Source organism: Streptomyces sioyaensis (assembly GCF_004122735.1).
In the GTDB taxonomy this organism is placed as follows: Bacteria; Actinomycetota; Actinomycetes; order Streptomycetales; family Streptomycetaceae; genus Streptomyces; species Streptomyces sioyaensis.
Map to the genome: position 1 here is coordinate 14,167 of NZ_SDIF01000073.1, position 18,681 is coordinate 32,847.

At 72.1% G+C, this 18,681-nt stretch carries 20 protein-coding genes; 15 read left to right on the forward strand and 5 right to left on the reverse strand.

Annotated elements, in window-relative coordinates; translation table 11 throughout:
• Window positions 1-122 precede the first annotated feature (122 nt).
• The 3 genes from EST54_RS22660 to EST54_RS22670 all read left to right on the forward strand — a co-directional run bounded on the left by EST54_RS22660 (window position 123) and on the right by EST54_RS22670 (window position 3,289).
• The gene (locus EST54_RS22660) at window positions 123-989 is read left to right on the forward strand and encodes a lysophospholipid acyltransferase family protein (RefSeq protein ID WP_129249566.1); all 867 of its coding nucleotides are present in this window, start codon (window positions 123-125) and stop codon (window positions 987-989) included.
• Window positions 986-1,987, forward strand: coding sequence for an NAD(P)H-dependent glycerol-3-phosphate dehydrogenase (locus EST54_RS22665; protein WP_129249567.1), 1,002 nt, complete (start codon window positions 986-988; stop codon window positions 1,985-1,987). Before EST54_RS22660 ends, EST54_RS22665 begins: the two co-directional genes overlap by 4 nt.
• Window positions 1,988-2,152: 165 nt before the next feature.
• A complete protein-coding gene (locus EST54_RS22670) occupies window positions 2,153-3,289 on the forward strand; it encodes a D-alanine--D-alanine ligase family protein (RefSeq protein WP_129249568.1) in 1,137 nt (378 codons plus the stop codon).
• A gap of 72 nt (window positions 3,290-3,361) precedes the next feature.
• Here EST54_RS22670 and EST54_RS22675 read toward each other — a convergent pair whose 3' ends face one another.
• The gene (locus EST54_RS22675; RefSeq protein WP_372448180.1) at window positions 3,362-3,838 is read right to left on the reverse strand and encodes a DUF3515 domain-containing protein; all 477 of its coding nucleotides are present in this window, start codon (window positions 3,836-3,838) and stop codon (window positions 3,362-3,364) included.
• Between the two features lie 21 nt (window positions 3,839-3,859).
• Complete coding sequence (locus tag EST54_RS22680; protein WP_006602873.1) at window positions 3,860-4,093, reverse strand: Lrp/AsnC ligand binding domain-containing protein; 234 nt, start codon at window positions 4,091-4,093, stop codon at window positions 3,860-3,862.
• A gap of 158 nt (window positions 4,094-4,251) precedes the next feature.
• Here EST54_RS22680 and EST54_RS22685 point away from each other — a divergent pair, with 158 nt between their 5' ends.
• Both EST54_RS22685 and thiD read left to right on the forward strand, forming a co-directional pair.
• Window positions 4,252-5,229, forward strand: a complete 978-nt coding sequence (locus EST54_RS22685) for a thiamine-phosphate kinase (RefSeq protein WP_129249569.1) — start codon at window positions 4,252-4,254, stop codon at window positions 5,227-5,229.
• A 58-nt stretch (window positions 5,230-5,287) separates the two neighbouring features.
• Window positions 5,288-6,097 carry a bifunctional hydroxymethylpyrimidine kinase/phosphomethylpyrimidine kinase gene (gene thiD, locus EST54_RS22690; protein ID WP_129249570.1) on the forward strand — a complete coding sequence of 270 codons (810 nt, stop codon included), beginning with the start codon at window positions 5,288-5,290 and terminating at the stop codon, window positions 6,095-6,097.
• Window positions 6,098-6,249: 152 nt separating this feature from the next.
• On the opposite strand, the gene rpmB is transcribed toward thiD, so the two are convergent.
• Window positions 6,250-6,435 (reverse strand): 50S ribosomal protein L28, encoded by a 186-nt coding sequence (gene rpmB / locus EST54_RS22695; protein ID WP_006602870.1) that lies wholly within the window; start codon window positions 6,433-6,435, stop codon window positions 6,250-6,252.
• A 233-nt stretch (window positions 6,436-6,668) separates the two neighbouring features.
• Here rpmB and EST54_RS22700 point away from each other — a divergent pair, with 233 nt between their 5' ends.
• The 9 genes from EST54_RS22700 (at window position 6,669) to mutM (ending at window position 16,858) form a co-directional block, all read left to right on the forward strand.
• Window positions 6,669-8,315: a DAK2 domain-containing protein gene (locus EST54_RS22700; protein ID WP_129249571.1), complete on the forward strand. Its 1,647-nt coding sequence runs from the start codon at window positions 6,669-6,671 to the stop codon at window positions 8,313-8,315.
• A gap of 57 nt (window positions 8,316-8,372) precedes the next feature.
• The gene (locus tag EST54_RS22705; RefSeq protein ID WP_129249572.1) at window positions 8,373-11,405 is read left to right on the forward strand and encodes a helicase-related protein; all 3,033 of its coding nucleotides are present in this window, start codon (window positions 8,373-8,375) and stop codon (window positions 11,403-11,405) included.
• A gap of 165 nt (window positions 11,406-11,570) precedes the next feature.
• On the forward strand, window positions 11,571-12,170 hold the full coding sequence (gene rsmD, locus EST54_RS22710) for a 16S rRNA (guanine(966)-N(2))-methyltransferase RsmD (RefSeq protein ID WP_129249573.1): 600 nt from the start codon (window positions 11,571-11,573) through the stop codon (window positions 12,168-12,170).
• Window positions 12,171-12,196: 26 nt separating this feature from the next.
• Window positions 12,197-12,679 (forward strand): pantetheine-phosphate adenylyltransferase, encoded by a 483-nt coding sequence (gene coaD, locus EST54_RS22715; protein WP_275416047.1) that lies wholly within the window; start codon window positions 12,197-12,199, stop codon window positions 12,677-12,679.
• A 129-nt stretch (window positions 12,680-12,808) separates the two neighbouring features.
• The gene (locus EST54_RS22720) at window positions 12,809-13,948 is read left to right on the forward strand and encodes an ATP synthase F0 subunit B (RefSeq protein ID WP_129249575.1); all 1,140 of its coding nucleotides are present in this window, start codon (window positions 12,809-12,811) and stop codon (window positions 13,946-13,948) included.
• A gap of 132 nt (window positions 13,949-14,080) precedes the next feature.
• Complete coding sequence (locus EST54_RS22725) at window positions 14,081-14,743, forward strand: YceD family protein (protein WP_129249576.1); 663 nt, start codon at window positions 14,081-14,083, stop codon at window positions 14,741-14,743.
• A 2-nt stretch (window positions 14,744-14,745) separates the two neighbouring features.
• Complete coding sequence (gene rpmF, locus EST54_RS22730) at window positions 14,746-14,919, forward strand: 50S ribosomal protein L32 (protein WP_003951102.1); 174 nt, start codon at window positions 14,746-14,748, stop codon at window positions 14,917-14,919.
• 7 nt (window positions 14,920-14,926) lie between these two features.
• Complete coding sequence (gene rnc, locus EST54_RS22735; protein WP_174857496.1) at window positions 14,927-15,838, forward strand: ribonuclease III; 912 nt, start codon at window positions 14,927-14,929, stop codon at window positions 15,836-15,838.
• Window positions 15,839-15,931: 93 nt separating this feature from the next.
• Window positions 15,932-16,858, forward strand: coding sequence for a bifunctional DNA-formamidopyrimidine glycosylase/DNA-(apurinic or apyrimidinic site) lyase (gene mutM / locus EST54_RS22740; protein WP_129249578.1), 927 nt, complete (start codon window positions 15,932-15,934; stop codon window positions 16,856-16,858).
• A gap of 25 nt (window positions 16,859-16,883) precedes the next feature.
• On the opposite strand, the gene EST54_RS22745 is transcribed toward mutM, so the two are convergent.
• Window positions 16,884-17,309, reverse strand: coding sequence for a winged helix-turn-helix transcriptional regulator (locus EST54_RS22745; protein ID WP_129249579.1), 426 nt, complete (start codon window positions 17,307-17,309; stop codon window positions 16,884-16,886).
• A gap of 152 nt (window positions 17,310-17,461) precedes the next feature.
• Between EST54_RS22745 and EST54_RS22750 the strand changes: the two genes are divergently transcribed.
• Window positions 17,462-18,052 (forward strand): flavodoxin family protein, encoded by a 591-nt coding sequence (locus EST54_RS22750; RefSeq protein WP_174244102.1) that lies wholly within the window; start codon window positions 17,462-17,464, stop codon window positions 18,050-18,052.
• A 119-nt stretch (window positions 18,053-18,171) separates the two neighbouring features.
• Here EST54_RS22750 and EST54_RS22755 read toward each other — a convergent pair.
• A partial coding sequence (locus tag EST54_RS22755; protein ID WP_135796896.1) for a CAP domain-containing protein occupies window positions 18,172-18,681 on the reverse strand: 510 nt, incomplete at its 5' end.

Genomic DNA, 18,681 nt, shown 5'->3' on the forward strand with positions numbered 1-18,681 from the left:
TGCCGCCGCTCCGCGGGAGCGTCGGGGTTACGGTGTTCTCGACATAGCGGGTACCTGGGGCGACACTTGTGCGGCTGCCGGCCCGCAGCAGCTTCGCAGGTCCCCACAAGGAGGGTGTCCCAGTGTCCCGCCGCAGAATCGGCTTCTGGTACCGCTTGGCCGCGGTCATCTGCAAACCGCCGCTCTTGGTTCTGTTCAAGCGGGACTGGCGGGGAATGGAGCACATTCCGGCCGACGGCGGATTTATCACCGCGGTCAACCACAACTCGTATCTCGACCCGCTCTCCTATGCGCACTATCAGTACAACACCGGGCGGGTCCCGCGATTCCTGGCCAAGGCGGGCCTCTTCAAGAGCGGCTTTGTCGGCCTGATGATGCGCGGCACCGGGCAGATCCCCGTCTACCGGGAAACCACCGACGCCGCCACCGCGTTCCGCGCCGCCGTCAGCGCCATCGAGAAGGGCGAATGCGTCGCCTTCTACCCCGAGGGCACCCTCACCCGCGACCCGGAGCTGTGGCCCATGCAGGGCAAGACCGGTGCCGCGCGGGTGGCCTTGCTGACGAAGGCGCCGGTCATCCCCGTCGCGCAGTGGGGCGCCCATGAGGCGATGCCGCCGTACGCCAAGGAAAAGAAGCTGCGCCTCCTCCCGCGCAAGACGCTGCGGGTGCAGGCGGGGCCGCCGGTCGACCTGAGCGCGTTCTACGACCAGGAGCCGACCGCCGAGGTGCTGCGGGCCGTCACCGAGGTCATCATGGCCGCCATCGCCGAGCAGCTGGCCGTCCTGCGCGGTGCGCCCGCGCCGGCCGAACCGTACGACTGGCGCAAGGCGATCGCCCGGGATCGCCGCGCCGCCCGGGAGGCCGCCAGGGCGGGCGGGGGCGCCGCGGCGGCCACCGCTTCCGCCGAGCCGGCCGCCGCCCCCGAACCGGCCGTCGGATCGCAGCAGGCCCGAAGCACCCAGCAGGCACAGGAGGATGAAAGCAAGTGACGCGCTGCGCCGTCTACGGCACGGGGTCCTGGGGTACCGCCTTCGCGATGGTGCTCGCCGACGCAGGCTGCGAGGTGACCCTGTGGGGGCGCCGCCCGGCCCTCGTCGACGCCATCAACAACGGCCGTACCAACCCCGACTACCTGCCGGGGGTCGAGCTTCCCGCGTCCGTACGGGCCACCACCGACCCGGCGGAAGCGGCGCGTGGCGCGGAGTTCGCCGTGCTGGCCGTCCCCGCCCAGACGCTGCGCGGCAATCTGGCCGAGTGGGCGCCCCTGCTGCCCGAGGGGACGGTCCTGGTGTCCCTGATGAAGGGCGTCGAACTGGGCACGGCCAAGCGCATGAGCGAGGTCATCGAGGAGGTCGCCAAGGTGCCGGCGGAGCAGGTCGCGGTGCTGACCGGCCCCAACCTCGCCCGGGAGGTCGCCGCCCGGCAGCCCGCCACCGCCGTCGTGGCCTGCGCCGACGAGGCGGTCGCCCGGCGCTTCCAGACCGCCTGCCACACCGCGTACTTCCGCCCGTACACCAACACCGACGTGGTGGGCTGCGAACTGGGCGGCGCGGTCAAGAACGTCATCGCGCTGGCCGTCGGCATCGCCACCGGCATGGGTCTGGGCGACAACGCCAAGGCGTCCCTGATCACCCGCGGTCTGGCCGAGACCACCCGGCTCGGCCTGGCCATGGGCGCCGACGCGCGCACCTTCGCCGGCCTGGCCGGCATGGGCGACCTCGTCGCCACCTGCTCCTCACCGCTGTCGCGCAACAACACCTTCGGCACCAACCTCGGCCGGGGGATGACGCTGGAGGAGACCATCGCGGTCACCAAGCAGACCGCCGAGGGCGTCAAATCCTGCGAATCCGTGCTGGATCTGGCCCGCCGGCACGGCGTCGAGATGCCGCTCACCGAGACGGTCGTGGAGATCGTCCACGAGGGCAAGCAGCCGATGGCCGCCCTGAAGGACCTGATGGCGCGCAGCGCCAAGTCCGAGCGGCACTGAAGCGTCGCCTTCGAGTGTCACCGGAATCGGAGTCGATTCATCCGGTTCTGTGCGGTCCGTCGGGGGCCGGTGATCCACGGCAGCCCCCGCGGACGGCGGCGCGAGGACTCCGACGGCCGCAGCAGCACTGACTCCGCGCCGGTCAGCAGGTACCCTCAACGCGATATGAGCAGCCAGACCTCCTCCCACAAGCCCCGCGTCGCCGTCGTGTTCGGCGGACGCAGCTCCGAGCACGCGATCTCCGTACTCACCGCCGGAGCGGTGCTGCGCGCCATCGACCGCGACAAGTACGACGTGCTGCCGATCGGCATCACCTCCGACGGCCGCTGGGCGCTGACCGCCGACGACCCCGAGCGGATGGCCATCGCGGACCGGCGGCTGCCCAGCGTGGCCGAGCTCGCCGAGTCCGCCGAGGGCGGCGTGGTGCTCCCCGTCGACCCGACCAACCGCGAGGTCGTCTACACCGAGCCGGGCGCGGTGCCCAAGGCGCTGGGCGAGGTCGATGTCGTCTTCCCCGTGCTGCACGGCCCGTACGGCGAGGACGGCACCCTGCAGGGCCTGCTGGAGCTCTCCGGCGTCCCCTACGTCGGCTCGGGCGTGCTCGCCTCCGCCGTGGGCCAGGACAAGGACTACATGAAGCGGGTGTTCACCTCCTTCGGTCTGCCGGTCGGCCCCTACGAGGTCATCCGCCCCCGCGAGTGGGAGAAGGCCCCGGCGGCCGCCCGCAAGAAGATCGTGGACTTCGCCGCGGAACACGGCTGGCCGCTCTTCGTGAAGCCCGCCCGGGCCGGTTCGTCCATCGGCATCACCAAGGTCGACGACCTCGGTGGCCTGGACGAGGCGATCGAGGAGGCCCGCCGGCACGACCCCAAGATCCTCGTGGAGGCGCTGCTGCGCGGCCGGGAGATCGAGTGCGGGGTGCTGGAGTTCGCCGACGGCCCGCGGGCCAGCGTGCCGGCCGAGATCCCGCCGGTCAGCGCGCACGACTTCTACGACTTCGAGGCCAAGTACATCGACTCGGCCGACGGCATCGTGCCGGCGCCGCTGAGCGCCGAGGAGACCGCGAAGGTCCAGGAGCTGGCCGTCGCGGCCTTCGAGGCGGCGTCCTGCGAGGGCCTGGTGCGCGCGGACTTCTTCCTCCAGGACAACGGCGAGTTCGTGATCAACGAGATCAACACCCTGCCCGGCTTCACGCCCATCTCCATGTACCCGCGGATGTGGCAGGAGAGCGGTGTGAGCTACCCCGAGCTGATCGACCGGCTCCTGCAGGCCGCACTCCAGCGGTCCACGGGACTGCGCTGAGCCGCGGCCGGCCTCCGGGCCGCCCGCCCCGACCGCCGCGGCGGGCCTAGGGCCTGATCCAAACGACAGACCCTAGACCCCGGCGGGAACGGTCTTCTTCACGGCGTCCGCGAGGTCGGTGAGCACATCGACCTCGGGGGCGTACTTCCCGGGCACGGTCACCTCGACGTATGCCTTCCGCAGCACCGTCGTGAAGCGGTAGCCGTCGTCCTGCTTCTCGAAGAGCCATTGGACCCCGTTGACTTCCGCCGCGTCGGCGTTGGGGTTGTAATGTTCACTGCCGTACGTCAGGACCTCGGGCTTCGGCACTCCGCAGCGCAGTTTCACGGCAGGATCGCCCCACAGGGCAGTGAAGTCCGAGACCGGTTCGGCGGTACCCCGTTCCAGCCGGTCCACGGTCCGCGGCAACTCCTTGTGGAGCGCTCGGCAGTACCGTGCCGCCTCCCCTTGCGGGGAGGGGACGGCCACGTCATCGGACGAGGAACAGCTCACCGCGGCGATCAGCACGGCGAGCGGGGGAAGGGCCAGGTACCAGCGGCGCGAGATCACCCGGCAGAGGATACGGGGGAGCTAGAGATGGACGACCGGGCAGGTAAGGGTGCGCGTGATGCCTTCCACTTGCTGGACCTTCGCGACCACCATGCGACCCAGCTCATCGACGGTGTCGGCCTGAGCGCGCACGATGACGTCATAGGGCCCGGTCACGTCCTCGGCCTGCAGCACACCGTGGATCGTGGAGATCACCTCAGCTACCGCCGAGGCCTTGCCGACCTCGGTCTGGATCAGGATGTAGGCCTGTACCACGGAACCTCCAGGGCGGCTACGAGGATCATGTGGGAAGAAGGGACGCCACGGTACCGCGTCACCGCGGGGAGCGGGGAGACCCGCGCGGTGAACACGGCGAGTGCGGCACAGTCGTCAGCCACGTACGGACCGTCCGTACACATGGGAAGGGCAACAGCATGAAGGGCACCGTGGGCGAGCTGGGGGAATTCGGGCTGATCAGGGAGCTCACCTCCCGGCTCACCTCCACTCCGGCGGTACGGATCGGGCCGGGTGACGACGCCGCGGTGGTCACCGCGCCGGACCGGAGGGTGGTCGCCAGCACCGACATCCTCCTGGAGGGCCGGCACTTCCGCCGCGACTGGTCCACCGCCTACGACGTCGGCCGCAAGGCCGCCGCGCAGAACCTCGCCGACATCGCGGCGATGGGCGCGGTGCCCACCGCGATCCTGCTGGGCCTGGTCGTCCCCGCGGAACTCCCCGCGACCTGGCCGACCGAGCTGATGGACGGTCTGCGCGACGAGTGCCAGGTGGCCGGCGCCGCGGTCGTCGGCGGGGACGTCGTACGCGGCGACACCATCACCGTCGCCATCACCGCGCTCGGCGATCTGCGCAACCAGGAGCCGGTCACCCGCGCCGGCGCGCAGCCCGGCGATGTCGTCGCGGTCACCGGCTGGCTGGGCTGGTCCGCCGCCGGGCATGCGGTCCTCACCCGTGGATTCCGCTCGCCGCGCGCCTTCGTGGAGGCCCACCGCCGGCCCGAGCCGCCGTACCACGCGGGCCCCGCGGCCGCCGGGCTCGGCGCCACCGCCATGACGGACGTCAGCGACGGGCTGGTCGCCGACCTCGGGCACATCGCCGAGGCCAGCAAGGTCCGGATCGACCTGCGGTCCGCCGGTATCGACATCCCCTCGCAGATGTCCGACATCGGCACGGCCGTCGGCGTGGACCCGATGCAGTGGGTGCTCAACGGCGGTGAGGATCACGCGATCGTGGCCACTTTCCCGCCCGATGTGAAGCTGCCCGCCCGGTGGAAGGTCATCGGCGAGGTGCTCCACCCCTCCGCGCTGCCCCAGGTGACGGTGGACGGCGCCCCCTGGGTGAAGGCCGGCTGGGACCACTTCGGCGACAACGGGGACGCCGAATCGCATCGGTGAGGGCGCATGCGGCGTCCGGCCGCGGGACGGCCGGACGCCGCCGAGTAGATTCGGCGGTATGCACATCCCTCCACGCGTCCTGACCGTCGCCGGGTCCGACTCCGGTGGCGGCGCGGGCATCCAGGCCGACCTGAAGACGATGCTGGCGCTCGGCACCCACGGCATGAGCGTGCTCACCGCCGTCACCGCCCAGAACTCCCTGGGGGTGCAAGGCGCGTGGGACCTGCCCGCCGAGGCCGTACGGGCCCAGTTCCGCAGCGTCGTCGACGACATCGGCGTCCAGGCGGTCAAGACCGGCATGCTCTCCTCGGCCGAACTCGTCGCCACCGTCGCCGAACTGCTCGCCGGCCTGCGGGCCCCGGTCGTCGTCGACCCCGTCGGGGTCTCCAAGCACGGCGACCCGCTGCTCGCCGCCGACGCCCTGGAAGCGGTCCGCACCGCACTGCTGCCGGCGGCCACCGTCGCCACCCCCAACCTGGACGAGGTCGCCCAGTTGACCGGCGTACGCGTCGAGGACGAGGCCGGTATGTGCCGGGCGGCCGCCGCGATCCTGGACTTCGGGCCGCGCTGGGCGCTCATCAAAGGCGGCCACCTCCCCGCCGGTGCCGGAGACGGCGCCGTCGATCTGCTCACCGACGGCACCGAGGAGCACTGGCTGCGCGCCCCCCGCCACGACAACCGGCACACCCACGGCACCGGCTGCACCCTGGCCGCCGCGCTCGCCGCGCAGCTCGCCAAGGGGGACACCGTCCCGCAGGCCGCGGCGGCGGCGAAGGACTACGTCACCGGCGCGATCGCGGCCGGCTTCCGGCTGGGCGCGGGCATCGGCCCCGTCCACCACGGCTGGCGGCTCGGCGACGGGCGCTGACGGCACGGACACCGCGGTGCCCCGCCGGGCGCGGCGGCCGCGGCGACCGGCCCCAGCCGCGGCGCCCGGCCCCGGGAACGGCAAAAGCCGGCCCACCACGGAGGTGGACCGGCTTCACAAGCAACCGGCTGGGCTGCGCTACGGCTAAGACGTCAGCGCGAGACCTTGCCGGCCTTGATGCACGAGGTGCAGGCGTTCAGCTTCTTCGGCGTGCGCCCGATCACTGCACGCACCGTCTGGATGTTGGGGTTCCAACGACGGTTGGTGCGGCGATGCGAGTGCGAGACACTCTTGCCGAAGCCCGGCCCCTTGCCGCAGACGTCGCAGTTGGCAGCCACGGGTCACTCCAAAGACTTCAGATGCACTTACGGTGAAATCCCGACGAGCCGAGTGCATTGCCCGACCGGCACCGTCAGGAGAGGAATGGCCCGATTCTCATCGGGCAACCGGAGCAGCATACAACGGCCGCTCCCGTAGAACGAAACTACCACGCACCCCCCGACCCCCCGCCCCGGTCCCACTCCCGGAGCGCGGCTACTGTGCGAGGCATCCCGCGACCCAGGAGGACGATGTGCCGCACCCGCTCGACGCCGCCGCGGTCCGCTCCTGGTGCGGGCTGGCACTGGAGGCGCTCGGCCGGGAACGCGAGCGGATCGACGCGATCAACGTCTACCCGGTGGCCGACGGCGACACCGGCACCAACCTCTATCTGACGCTCGAATCGGCCGCCCGCGCGGTCGAGGCCGCCTTCGACGGGCACGGCTCCGCCGGCACCGCACCCCGTCTCACCGACGCCATCGGCGCCATGGCACACGGCGCCCTCATCGGGGCGCGCGGCAACTCCGGCACCATCCTGGCGCAGCTGCTGCGCGGGATGACGGAGGTACTGGCCGCCGCCGACGGCTCCGGCGACGCCCTGGGGCGGGCGCTGCGCAGGGCCGCCGCCTCGGCGTACGAGGCCGTCGCCCACCCCGTGGAGGGCACCGTCCTGACGGTGGCGACCGCCGCCGCCGACGCCGCCGCCAGGTGCGCCGCCGACCGGGCCGCGGGCCCCGCCGAGGTCGCCCGCGCCGCCCACGAGGGCGCGTCCGCGGCCCTGCGGGCGACCCCCGGGCAGCTGGCGGTGCTCGGCCGGGCCGGTGTCGTGGACGCCGGCGGCTGCGGACTCGTCGCGGTGCTGGGAGCGCTCGCCGACGCGCTCTGCGGGGAGGTCTCGGCGACACCGGTCGCCGTACGGGCCGACGCCCCGCTCCCGCAGGCGGCCGGCTGCGGGCTCGCGGCCCGGGCGGCGGACGGCTGCGGGGACCCGGACGGGCCCGCCTTCGAGGTGATCTATCTGCTGGAGGCCGGCGACGCGGCCGTGGCGCGGCTGCGCGACCGGCTCGACGGGCTCGGCGACTCCCTGGTGGTGGTCGGCGGGGACGGGCTGTGGAACGTCCATGTCCATGTCGACGACGCCGGGGCCGCCGTGGAGGCCGGGATCGAGGCGGGCCGCCCGTACCGGATCCAGATCACGCACTTCGGCGGGGCCGCGCGCACCAGGGAGCCGGCGATGACCGCACGGGCCGTGGTCGCGGTGGTGCCGGGCGCCGGGCTCGCCGGGCTGTGCGCGCAGGCCGGTGCCACCCCCGTCGCGGTACGTCCCGGGGAGCCGCCTGCCAGCGGCGAACTGCTGCAGGCGATCCGGCAGGCCCGCGCCCGTGAGGTGATGCTGCTGCCGAACGACCCCGACCTGCGCCACACCGCGGCGGCCGCCGCCGAACAGGCTCGTACCGAAGGCATCCGGGTCGCCCTCATCCCCACCCGTTCCGCGGTCCAGGGCATCGCGGCGCTGGCCGTGCACGAGCCGGGCCGCAGCTTCGACGAGGACGTGGTCGCGATGACCGCGGCCGCGGGCGCCACCCGCTACGCGGAGCTGGCCGTCGCCGAGCGGCAGTCGTGGACGATGGCCGGTGTCTGCCAGGCCGGGGACATCCTCGGCCTGATCGACGGCGACGTGGCGGTGATCGGCTCCGATCTCGTGCCGACGGCGATGACCGTGCTCGACCGGATGCTGTCGGCGGGCGGGGAGATGGTGACCCTGGTCCTCGGCGCCGGCGTGCCCGACGCGCTCGCCGAGCGGCTGGAGCGGCATGTCCGCGCGCGCCATCTCGCCGTGGACACGGTGGTCTACCACGGCGGTCAGCATGCGGTGCCGCTGCTCATCGGTGTGGAGTGAGGGCGCCGGGGTGCTCGGCGCACCCCGATTGTCACAGGCGTGGTGTGCAATGGACCTGTGGCAGCGCTCGACGAACCCCTGAAGAAAATCCTCGGTGGCACCACCGCGAAGGTGCTGGCCGAGCATCTCGGCCTGCAGACGGTCGGCGATCTGTTGCACCACTATCCGCGGCGTTATGCCGAGCGCGGCGAACTGACCCGCCTCGCGGACCTTCCGCTGGACGAACACGTCACGGTCGTCGCGCAGGTCGCGGATTCCCGGGTGCTGAAGTTCAACGGCGGCCGGGGACAGCGCCTCGAAGTGACGCTCACCGACGGCAGCGGCCGGCTCCGGCTGGTCTTCTTCGGCAAGGGCATCCACAAGCCTCACAAGGACCTGCTCCCGGGACGCCGCGCGATGTTCGCCGGCAAGGTGTCGGTCTTCAACCGCAAACTCCAGCTGGCCCACCCCGAATACGAGCTCCTCGACGGCGACGCCGACAGCGGGGCCGAGGCGGTCGACGCCTTCGCCCGGCAGCTCCTGCCGATCTACCCCGCCTGCCAGCAGATGGCGTCCTGGAAGATCGCCAAGGCGGTCGACGCGGTGCTGCCCAGCGCGCAGGACGCCGTCGACCCGCTCCCCGGCGCGCTGCGCGAGGGCCGGGCGCTGGTCCCGCTCCCCGAGGCGCTGCTCAAGATCCACCGCCCCGAGAGCAAGGCCGACATCGCCGCCGCACGGGACCGGCTGAAGTGGGACGAGGCCTTCGTCCTGCAGGTCGCGCTCGCCCGGCGCCGGCTCGCCGAGACCCAACTCCCCGCCGTGGCACGGCGGGTGGCCGAGGGCGGCATCCTCGGCGCCTTCGACGCCAAGCTGCCCTTCACGCTCACGGACGGCCAGCAGAAGGTCAGTCGGGAGATCTTCGACGACCTGGCGGCCGAGCACCCCATGCACCGCCTCCTCCAGGGCGAGGTGGGCTCCGGCAAGGCGCAGCCCCTGGACGCCCTGGTGCTGACCCCGCGCGGCTTCCGCCCCATGGGGGAGATGGCCGTCGGCACGGAGGTGATCGTGCCGAGCGGGGAGCTCGCCGTGGTGGACGGGGTCTTCCCGCAGGGCGAGCGGGAGGTCTGGCGGCTGGTGCTGTCGGACGGCAGCGCCGTCGAGTGCGACGACGAACATCTGTGGATCGTCGGCTCCCGCGAGACGGGCGAGCGGGTGCTGACCACCCGCGAGCTGCGGGGCGACCTGCTCGGCCCCGACGGCCGGCCCAAGTGGTCGATCGCGGCGGCCACCCCGGTCGATCTCGACGAGGGCGGGGAGCGGCCGCTCGATCCGTATCTGGTGGGGCAGCGGCTGGCCGCGGGCGGCGGCCCGGCGGACCGCCTGCCCACGGCCTATCGCCACGCACCCCTCAAGGACCGGCTGGCCGTGGTGCAGGGGCTGATGGACACCGGGGGCGGGCCCGCGGAAGCCACCGCGGTCTACCGCGCGGCCCCCGGCCCGCTCGCCGACGACCTGGCGTGGCTGGTGCGCTCCCTGGGCGGCTCCGCCCGGCCCGTCCCCGTACGCGACGGTGCCTGCGACGTCTTCGTGGCGCTGCCCGCCGGGTACCCGCCGTTCCGCGCGCGCGGCGGCGGGGACGGTGCACCCACCGAGGGCGAGCCCGGCGTCCGGCGCGCCATCGAAGCCATCGAGCACCTCGGCCGCAAGCCCGTCCAGTGCATCAGCGTCGCGCATCCCTCCCACGCCTATGTGACCGACCACTTCACCGTCACCCACAACACCATGGTCGCGCTGCGCGCCATGCTCGGCGTCGTCGACAGCGGCGGCCAGGCCGCGATGCTGGCGCCGACCGAGGTCCTGGCCCAGCAGCACCACCGCTCGATCACCGAGATGATGGGGGAGCTGGCCGAGGGCGGGATGCTCGGCGGCGCGGAGCAGGGCACCAAGGTCGTGCTGCTGACCGGCTCCATGGGGGCCGCCGCCCGCCGGCAGGCGCTTCTCGATCTGGTCACCGGCGAGGCCGGCATCGTGGTGGGCACCCATGCCCTGATCGAGGACAAGGTGCAGTTCCACGATCTGGGCCTGGTCGTCGTCGACGAACAGCACCGCTTCGGCGTCGAGCAGCGCGACGCGCTGCGCGGTAAGGGCAACTCCCAGCGGGAGAAGCAGACCCCGCATCTCCTGGTGATGACGGCGACCCCCATTCCGCGCACGGTCGCCATGACCGTCTTCGGCGATCTGGAGACCTCCGTCCTGGACCAGCTCCCCGCCGGACGCTCGCCGATCGCCAGCCATGTGGTGCCCGCCAAGGACAAGCCGCACTTCCTCGCGCGCGCCTGGGAACGGGTCCGCGAGGAGGTGGCGGCCGGGCATCAGGGCTATGTGGTGTGCCCGCGGATCGGAGACGAGGAGGAGGCGCCCAAGGCGAGGAAGGGCGCGCCGGGCGCCAAGACCGCGGCGGCCAAGGAGAGTTCACCCGAGGACGCGGCGGAGAAGCGGCCGCCGCTCGCGGTGCTCGACATCGCCGAGCAGCTCCGCGCGGGGCCGCTGGCCGGTCTGCGGGTGGCGGTCCTGCACGGCCGGATGGCGCCGGACGACAAGGACGACGTGATGCGCTCCTTCGCCGCCGGCGAGCTGGACGTCCTCGTCGCGACGACGGTCATCGAGGTCGGCGTGAACGTCCCCAACGCCACCGCCATGGTGATCATGGACGCGGACCGCTTCGGCGTCTCCCAGCTGCACCAGCTGCGCGGCCGGGTCGGCCGTGGCACGGCCCCCGGACTGTGTCTGCTGGTCAGCGAGATGCCCGAGGCCAGCCCCGCGCGCGCCCGGCTCGCCGCCGTCGCGGGCACCCTCGACGGCTTCGAGCTCTCCCGTATCGATCTCGAACAGCGGCGGGAGGGCGATGTCCTGGGCCAGGCGCAGTCCGGTGTCCGCTCCTCGCTGCGGATGCTCGCGGTCATCGACGACGAGGACGTGATCGCGGCCGCCCGCGAGGAAGCCACCGCCCTGGTCACCGCCGATCCCGAACTGTCCGGATACCCGGAACTGCGGATCGCCCTCTCGGCCCTGCTGGACGAGGAGCGGGAGCAGTATCTGGACAAGGGATGAGCAGGTCCGCGGGCGGGCCCGGGAGCCCCCGCGGCACGTGATATCGATCACCGCCCGCCGGCCTCCGGGCCCCCGGCCGGGCGTCCGCGGCCGGCCGACGCCATATCGTGGAGGGACGGAGCCTGCCCGGCTCCTCCCTGACCCGCGCAACGTAAGGACGGGCCCATGACCCGCGTGATCGCCGGTACGGCCGGCGGCCGCCGCCTGGCCGTACCCCCGGGAAACGGCACCCGACCGACCTCCGACCGGGCGCGCGAGGGCATGTTCTCCACCTGGGAGTCGCTCGACGGCCCGCTGGCCGGCGCCCGGGTGCTCGATCTGTACGGCGGCTCCGGCGCGGTCGGCCTGGAGGCGCTCTCCCGCGGCGCCGCGCACGTCCTGCTGGTCGAGGCCGATGCCCGCGCGGTGCGCACCATCCGCGACAACGTCCGTACCGTCGGCCTCCCGGGCGTCGAGGTCCGTCCCGGCAAGGCCGAGCAGACCGCCGCCGCACCGCCCCCGGGCGAGCCGTACGACCTCGTCTTCCTGGACCCGCCCTACGTGGTGACCGACGCCGCACTCCGGGAGATCCTGCTCACACTCCGTGGTCAGGGGTGGCTTGCGGAGCAGGCACTCGTCACCGTGGAGCGGAGCACCCGAGGCGGCACCTTCCCCTGGCCGGACGGTTTTGCAGCGATCAAGGCCCGTCGCTACGGCGAGGGGACGCTTTGGTACGGTCGCGCCGCTTCGACGTCCGCCGAATCGACGTCAGCAAGCGTGTCATGACCGGATCGGAGAGCGAGGAACCCGAGTTGCGCCGCGCCGTCTGTCCGGGGTCGTTCGACCCCATCACCAACGGGCACCTGGACATCATCGCCCGTGCCTCCAAGCTGTACGACGTCGTCCATGTCGCCGTGATGATCAACCAGTCCAAGCAGGGGCTGTTCACGGTCGAGGAACGGATGGACCTGATCCGCCGGGCCACCGCCGAGTACGGCAACGTGGAGGTCGAGTCCTTCCACGGCCTGCTGGTCGACTTCTGCAAGCAGCGCGACATCCCCGCCATCGTCAAGGGGCTGCGCGCCGTCAGCGACTTCGACTACGAGCTGCAGATGGCCCAGATGAACAACGGCCTGTCGGGCGTGGAGACCCTCTTCGTCCCCACCAACCCGACCTACAGCTTCCTCTCCTCCAGCCTCGTCAAGGAGGTTGCCGCCTGGGGCGGCGATGTCTCCCACCTGGTCCCGGCGTTCGTCCTGGAGGCGCTCACCGAGCGCCTGCGGAAGAAGGGCTGAGACCGCACCGGGCGCACCGGCCCGCGATGCCTCACTGACGGCCCGTCAGGTGGTGTCGGGCCAAGGGCGCGTGGCCGTACAGTCGTCTCGTTCCGTCGTTCCAACCCTTCAGAGAGTGGCGAGTCCAAGGTGGACGTGCAGAAGAAGCTCGACGACATCGTCGCGACCGTCGGCGGTGCCCGGTCCATGCCCATGTCGGCCTCGTGCGTGGTCAACCGCGCCGAGCTGCTCGCCCAGCTGGAGGAGGTGCGCGCCGCACTGCCCGGCTCGCTCGCGCAGGCGCAGGAGCTGCTCGGCGGGCGGGAGCAGATGGTCGAGCAGGCGCGGGCAGAGGCGGAGCGGATCATCGAGACCGCGCACGCCCAGCGCGGCTCGCTGATCTCCGACACCGAGGTCGCCCGGCAGTCCCAGGACGAGGCGGACCGGATCCTCGCGGAGGCCCGCCGGGAGGCGGAGGAGATCCGCGCCGAGGCCGACGACTACGTCGACAGCAAGCTCGCCAACTTCGAGGTCGTGCTGACCAAGACCATCGGATCCGTCGACCGCGGCCGCGAGAAGCTGCTCGGCCGCGGCCCGGGGCTCGACGAGCAGGGCTACGAGGACACCGAGGCCCCGGAGCGCAGCGCCGACCCGGAGACCCTCAGGCAGCGCGCCGACGCGTACGTGGACGCCAAGTTCGGGGCGTTCCAGGCCGTGCTGACCAAGACGCTGGAAGCGGTCGGCCGGGGCCGCGACAAGCTCCAGGGCGCCCAGGCGATCGACGAGCTGGCGCTGCATCTGGCGTCGCAGGGCGATCCGCAGTCCGGGCACCAGGCCGACGCCGAGTACCTCGCCGGCCTGGCGGGCATCGGCGCCGACCAGGAGCCGCAGCCGCCCCAGGCGCCCCCGATGCCGCAGGCACCGCCGCAGCCCGCGATGCCCCAGGCGCAGCCCCAGGAACACCAGCAGCCCCTCCAGCCCCAGCTTCAGCAGCAGGCCTACTACGCCGATCCGGCCGCCTATCCGCAGCAGGACGTCTACGGCTACCAGCAGCCCCCGCAGGACCCGTACGCCTCGCACCAGGACCCGTACGGCTACGACTGGCAGCAGCAGGCCCAGCAGCAGGGCTACGACCCGAACGCGTACCTCCAGCAGCAGGTGCCCCAGCAGCCCCCGCACGCCCCGCACGGTCACGCGGCGCAGCCCGGTGCGCTGGACGAGACCAGCCTCTTCGACACCAGCATGATCGATCTGGACCAGCTCCGGCAGTACGAGGAGGGGCGCCAGTAGGCCTGCAGTCCGGCGGCCCGTGCTGCGGCCGGAAGCGGATTGGGCCTATCGGGGCCCGTCCAGTATCCTGGCTCTTCGGTCGCGCGTATGCCCGCGGTCTCTGCTGCCCGGAATTCCACCACTGGGATTCGGGTGGCACGCAATCCCCGTAGAAAGCAGGAAGCCATCAACGCCCGCCTCGACCACCGTTCCCCGCTCGTGTTCGACACACGCGAGCTGGGCCGGCGTCCCGGTGCGCTGAAGAGGGCCTCCCGCTCCGTCGAGGCCCCCCGGGACCTCGGCAACGAGGTCATCGGAGTGCCCGAGGGCGCCCCGATCGAGCTCGACCTCCGCCTGGAGTCGGTCATGGACGGGGTGCTTGTCACAGGCACCGGCCGTGCATCCGTCAAGGGGGAGTGCGTAAGGTGTCTGGAGCCGCTGGAGCGAGAGCTCGACGCGGACTTCCAGGAGATGTTCGCCTACCCCGACGCCGACGCCAGGGTCCATGAGGACGCCGGCGACGACGCCGAGGACGAGGAGGACACCCTCTTCCTCGAGGACGACCTGTTCGACCTCGAACCCGTGCTGCGTGATGCGGTGGTGCTTGCACTGCCGATGCAGCCGGTGTGCCAGGACGACTGCCCGGGCCTGTGCTCCGACTGTGGAGCGCGGCTCGCGGACGACCCGGACCACCACCACGACGCCGTCGACATCCGTTGGGCGGCACTGCAGGGACTCGCCGGGACCGTCAAGGACGGCGAGAAGGACAACATGGGCGGCGCCGAAGCGGGCGTCGACGAGAAGCAGGAGAAGTAGCCGTGGCTGTTCCGAAGCGGAAGATGTCGCGCAGCAACACGCGCCACCGCCGGTCGCAGTGGAAGGCTGCGGTCCCCACCCTGGTGGCGTGCGAGCGCTGCCATGAGCCGAAGCAGCAGCACATCGCGTGCCCGAGCTGCGGCACCTACAACAAGCGCCAGGTCCTCGAGGTCTGAGCGGCTGGTGACAGGCTCCGTGTCTAGCCCCAAGAAGGCGGAAGACGCCACTTCGACTCCCCGCACACGCGGGGAGGAACCGACTCCGGCGGACACGGCCTCGTCCCACACGATTCTGGAAGGGCGGCTCGGGTACAAGCTCGAGACCGCCCTTCTGGTGCGTGCGCTGACGCACCGTTCGTTCGCATACGAGAACGGCGGTCTGCCCACCAACGAGCGACTGGAATTCCTCGGGGATTCGGTGCTCGGCCTGGTGGTCACGGACACGCTGTACCGCATCCACCCCGACCTCCCGGAAGGCCAGCTGGCCAAGCTCCGGGCCGCGGTGGTCAACTCGCGTGCGCTTGCCGAGGTGGGCCGCGGCCTCGACCTCGGCGCCTTCATCCGCCTCGGACGGGGCGAAGAGGGCACGGGCGGCCGGGACAAGGCCTCCATCCTTGCCGACACCCTGGAAGCGGTGATCGGCGCGGTCTATCTCGACCAGGGTCTCGACGCGGCGGGTGAGCTGGTGCACCGGCTCTTCGACCCGCTGATCGAGAAGTCCTCCAGCCTGGGCGCGGGCCTGGACTGGAAGACCAGCCTCCAGGAACTCACCGCGACCGAAGGTCTCGGCGTCCCGGAATACCTGGTCACCGAGACCGGTCCGGACCACGAGAAGACCTTTACTGCTGCCGCCCGCGTCGGTGGTGTCTCGTACGGCACCGGCACCGGCCGCAGCAAGAAGGAAGCCGAGCAGCAGGCGGCGGAGTCCGCGTGGCGTGCGATTCGCGCCGCGGCGGACGAGGCGGCCAAGGCGGCGGCGTCCGGCGACGAGGCGTCGCCGGCCCCCGGTGCGAGCACGGGCTCCACCGGAACGGCTGCCGCCGCGCAGTCCGACTCGGCTCCGGCCGCCGGCGACAGCCCGTCGTCGGCACACTGAAACCCCGCTTCTGACCCCTTCCGGGCGGCCCCGCGCCGCTCCGGGCGGGGTCAGAAGTCTTTGTCGCCGCCATTTGTTCCCAAGGAGCCCTCCGTGCCCGAGCTGCCCGAGGTCGAGGTCGTACGCCGCGGACTGGAACGCTGGGTCAGCGGCCGCACGATCGACGCCGTCGAGGTGCGCCATCCGCGGTCGATCCGCCGGCACACCGCTGGTGTGGCCGACTTCGCGGCCCGGCTGAAGGGGCTGCGGATCGGTGCGGCCCGCCGGCGCGGCAAGTACCTCTGGCTCCCGGTGACCGGCGGTGGCCCGGCCTCCCAGACCGCCGCCGAAGGCATCACCCCGATGGTCACCCCGTCCGTCACCCACGGGCTGGCGATCCTCGCCCACCTCGGCATGAGCGGTCAGCTGCTGGTCCAGCCGGAAGGCGCCCCCGACGAGAAGCACCTGCGGATCCGCCTGCGCTTCGCCGACGCGCTCGGCACCGAACTCCGCTTCGTCGACCAGCGCACCTTCGGCGGCCTCTCGCTGCACGACACCGTGCCCGGCGCCGCCGACCACCTTCCCGACGTGATCGCCCACATCGCCCGTGACCCGCTGGACCCCGCCTTCGACGACGCCGCTTTCCACGACGCGCTGCGCCGCCGCCGGACCACCATCAAGCGGGCGCTGCTCGACCAGACGTTGATCAGCGGTGTCGGCAACATCTACGCCGACGAGGCGCTGTGGCGCAGCAGGCTCCATTACGAGCGGCCGACCGCCACCTTCACCCGTCCGCGCACCGCCGAACTCCTCGGCCACGTCCGGGACGTGATGGACGCCGCGCTCGCCGTCGGCGGCACCAGCTTCGACAGCCTCTACGTCAACGTCAACGGTGAGTCCGGCTACTTCGAGCGCTCGCTGGACGCCTACGGCCGGGAGGACGAACCCTGCCGCCGCTGCGGTACGCCCATCCGCCGGCGTCCCTGGATGAACCGCTCCAGCTACTTCTGCCCCCGCTGCCAGCGGCCGCCCCGCGGCTGAGCGCGGAGCCCCCGCGGCCGGCGGCTCATCCGGCGAGGTGCCGGGCGTCGTAGCGTTCCCGGGCCTGGAGCACCTGCGGCATCCGGTCCTCCACCAGGTCGATCAGCAGCCGTAGTTGACGGGCGACCTGATCCCCCAGGGGGGTCAGCGCGTAGTCCACCCGGGGCGGATTGCACTGCTGCGCCTCGCGCTGCACCAGTCCGTCCCGCTCCAGTGCGTGCAGGGTCTGGGCCAGCATCTTCTCGCTGATCCCTTCGACCCGGCGCCGCAGCTCGTTGAAGCGGAAGGTCCCGTCGAGCAGCGCGCCCAGCGTCAGGCTGCCCCACCGGTCGGTGACGTGCTTGAGCGTCTCCCGGGACGGGCAGTTGCACGCGAACACGTCAAAAGCCAGGTCGTCCGGACAGCCGGGCGCGGCCTCCCCGGCCTTTTCGGCACTGCTCTCGATCGCCATACCGACACCCTACTCCCGCGCAGCGCTAACTCATGGGTTGCGCTTTCTAATAGTTAGTGCTTCTCTTTCTTCCGTCGCAGCCGACGCTCCCGGGCACCGACCGCCCCGGGATGCCGTGATCTTGGAGGAGAACCACCGTGACCACCCCTGCCCTGCCTGCCCCCGTCGTCTCCGTCGCGTACCACTCCGGCTTCGGCCACACCGCCGTACTGGCCGAGGCGGTCCGTACCGCCGCCACCGAGGCGGGCGCCACCGTCCACCTGATCAAGGTCGACGAGATCACCGAAGCGCAGTGGGAGCAGCTCGACGCCTCCGACGCGATCGTCTTCGGCTCGCCGACCTACATGGGGACGGCCTCGGGCGCCTTCCACACCTTCGCCGAGGCGAGCTCCGCGCGCTGGGCGACCCGCGCCTGGCAGGACAAGCTCGCGGCGGGCTTCACCAACTCCGCCTCCAAGAGCGGCGACAAGCTGCACACCCTGCAGTTCTTCACGGTGCTCGCCGCCCAGCACGGGATGAGCTGGGTCAGCCTCAACCTGATGCCCGGCTGGAACTCCTCCACTGCGTCCGAGAACGACCTCAACCGCCTGGGCTTCTTCCTGGGAGCCGGCGCCCAGTCGCCCAACGACCAGGGGGCCGAGGGGGTCCACAAGGCTGACATCGCCACTGCCGAGCACCTCGGACGCCGTATCGCCGAGCAGGCACGGATCTTCGCGGCGGGCCGGGCCGCCCTCGCCGCCTGACCGCCGGCACCGGACCGGCGCCCGCCGGGACAGCCGAACGCCCGCACCGCCCCGTGACGGATCACGGGGCGGTGCGGGCGTCTGGCACGCCAATCCGGGAGTCGGAGCGTCCGGCTGCGTTAGAACCCGAAGTCCTGCGTCCACCACGGGCCGCCCGGCCCGAAGTGGACGCCGACGCCCAGGGTCTTGTACTCGCAGTTGAGGATGTTGGCGCGATGGCCGGGGCTGCTCATCCAGGTGTCCATGACGGACTGGGCGTCGGCCTGGCCGCGGGCGATGTTCTCGCCGCCCAGATCGGAGATGTCCGCGGCGCGGGCACGGTCCCACGGGGTGTCACCGTCCGGGTCGGTGTGGCCGAAGAAACCGCGCCGGGCCATGTCGTCACTGAACTGCTGGGCCAGACGGATCAGTTCCCCGTCCGCCGTCACGGGCGAGCAGCCGGCCCGGTCGCGCTCCTGGTTGACCAGCGACAGGACCTGCGCCGCTGCGGACGACCGGGCATCGGGTGTCTTCGACGGGGCCGCGGAGCGTTCGGGCGTGGCGGCGGACGGCCGGCCGGCGGGCCGGGAGGGCCGGTGGGACACGGTCTTCCCGGTGGGGGAGGTGGACGGCTGGTGCGGCGCGGGGGG

Bases quoted from the DNA above. Each gene is read 5' to 3' on its own strand.
- EST54_RS22670 (WP_129249568.1), top strand. From the start codon at position 2,153: ATGAGCAGCCAGACCTCCTCCCACAAGCCCCGCGTCGCCGTCGTGTTC.
- EST54_RS22685 (WP_129249569.1), top strand. From the start codon at position 4,252: ATGAAGGGCACCGTGGGCGAGCTGGGGGAATTCGGGCTGATCAGGGAG.
- thiD (WP_129249570.1), top strand. From the start codon at position 5,288: ATGCACATCCCTCCACGCGTCCTGACCGTCGCCGGGTCCGACTCCGGT.
- rsmD (WP_129249573.1), top strand. From the start codon at position 11,571: ATGACCCGCGTGATCGCCGGTACGGCCGGCGGCCGCCGCCTGGCCGTA.
- EST54_RS22745 (WP_129249579.1), bottom strand. From the start codon at position 17,309: ATGGCGATCGAGAGCAGTGCCGAAAAGGCCGGGGAGGCCGCGCCCGGC.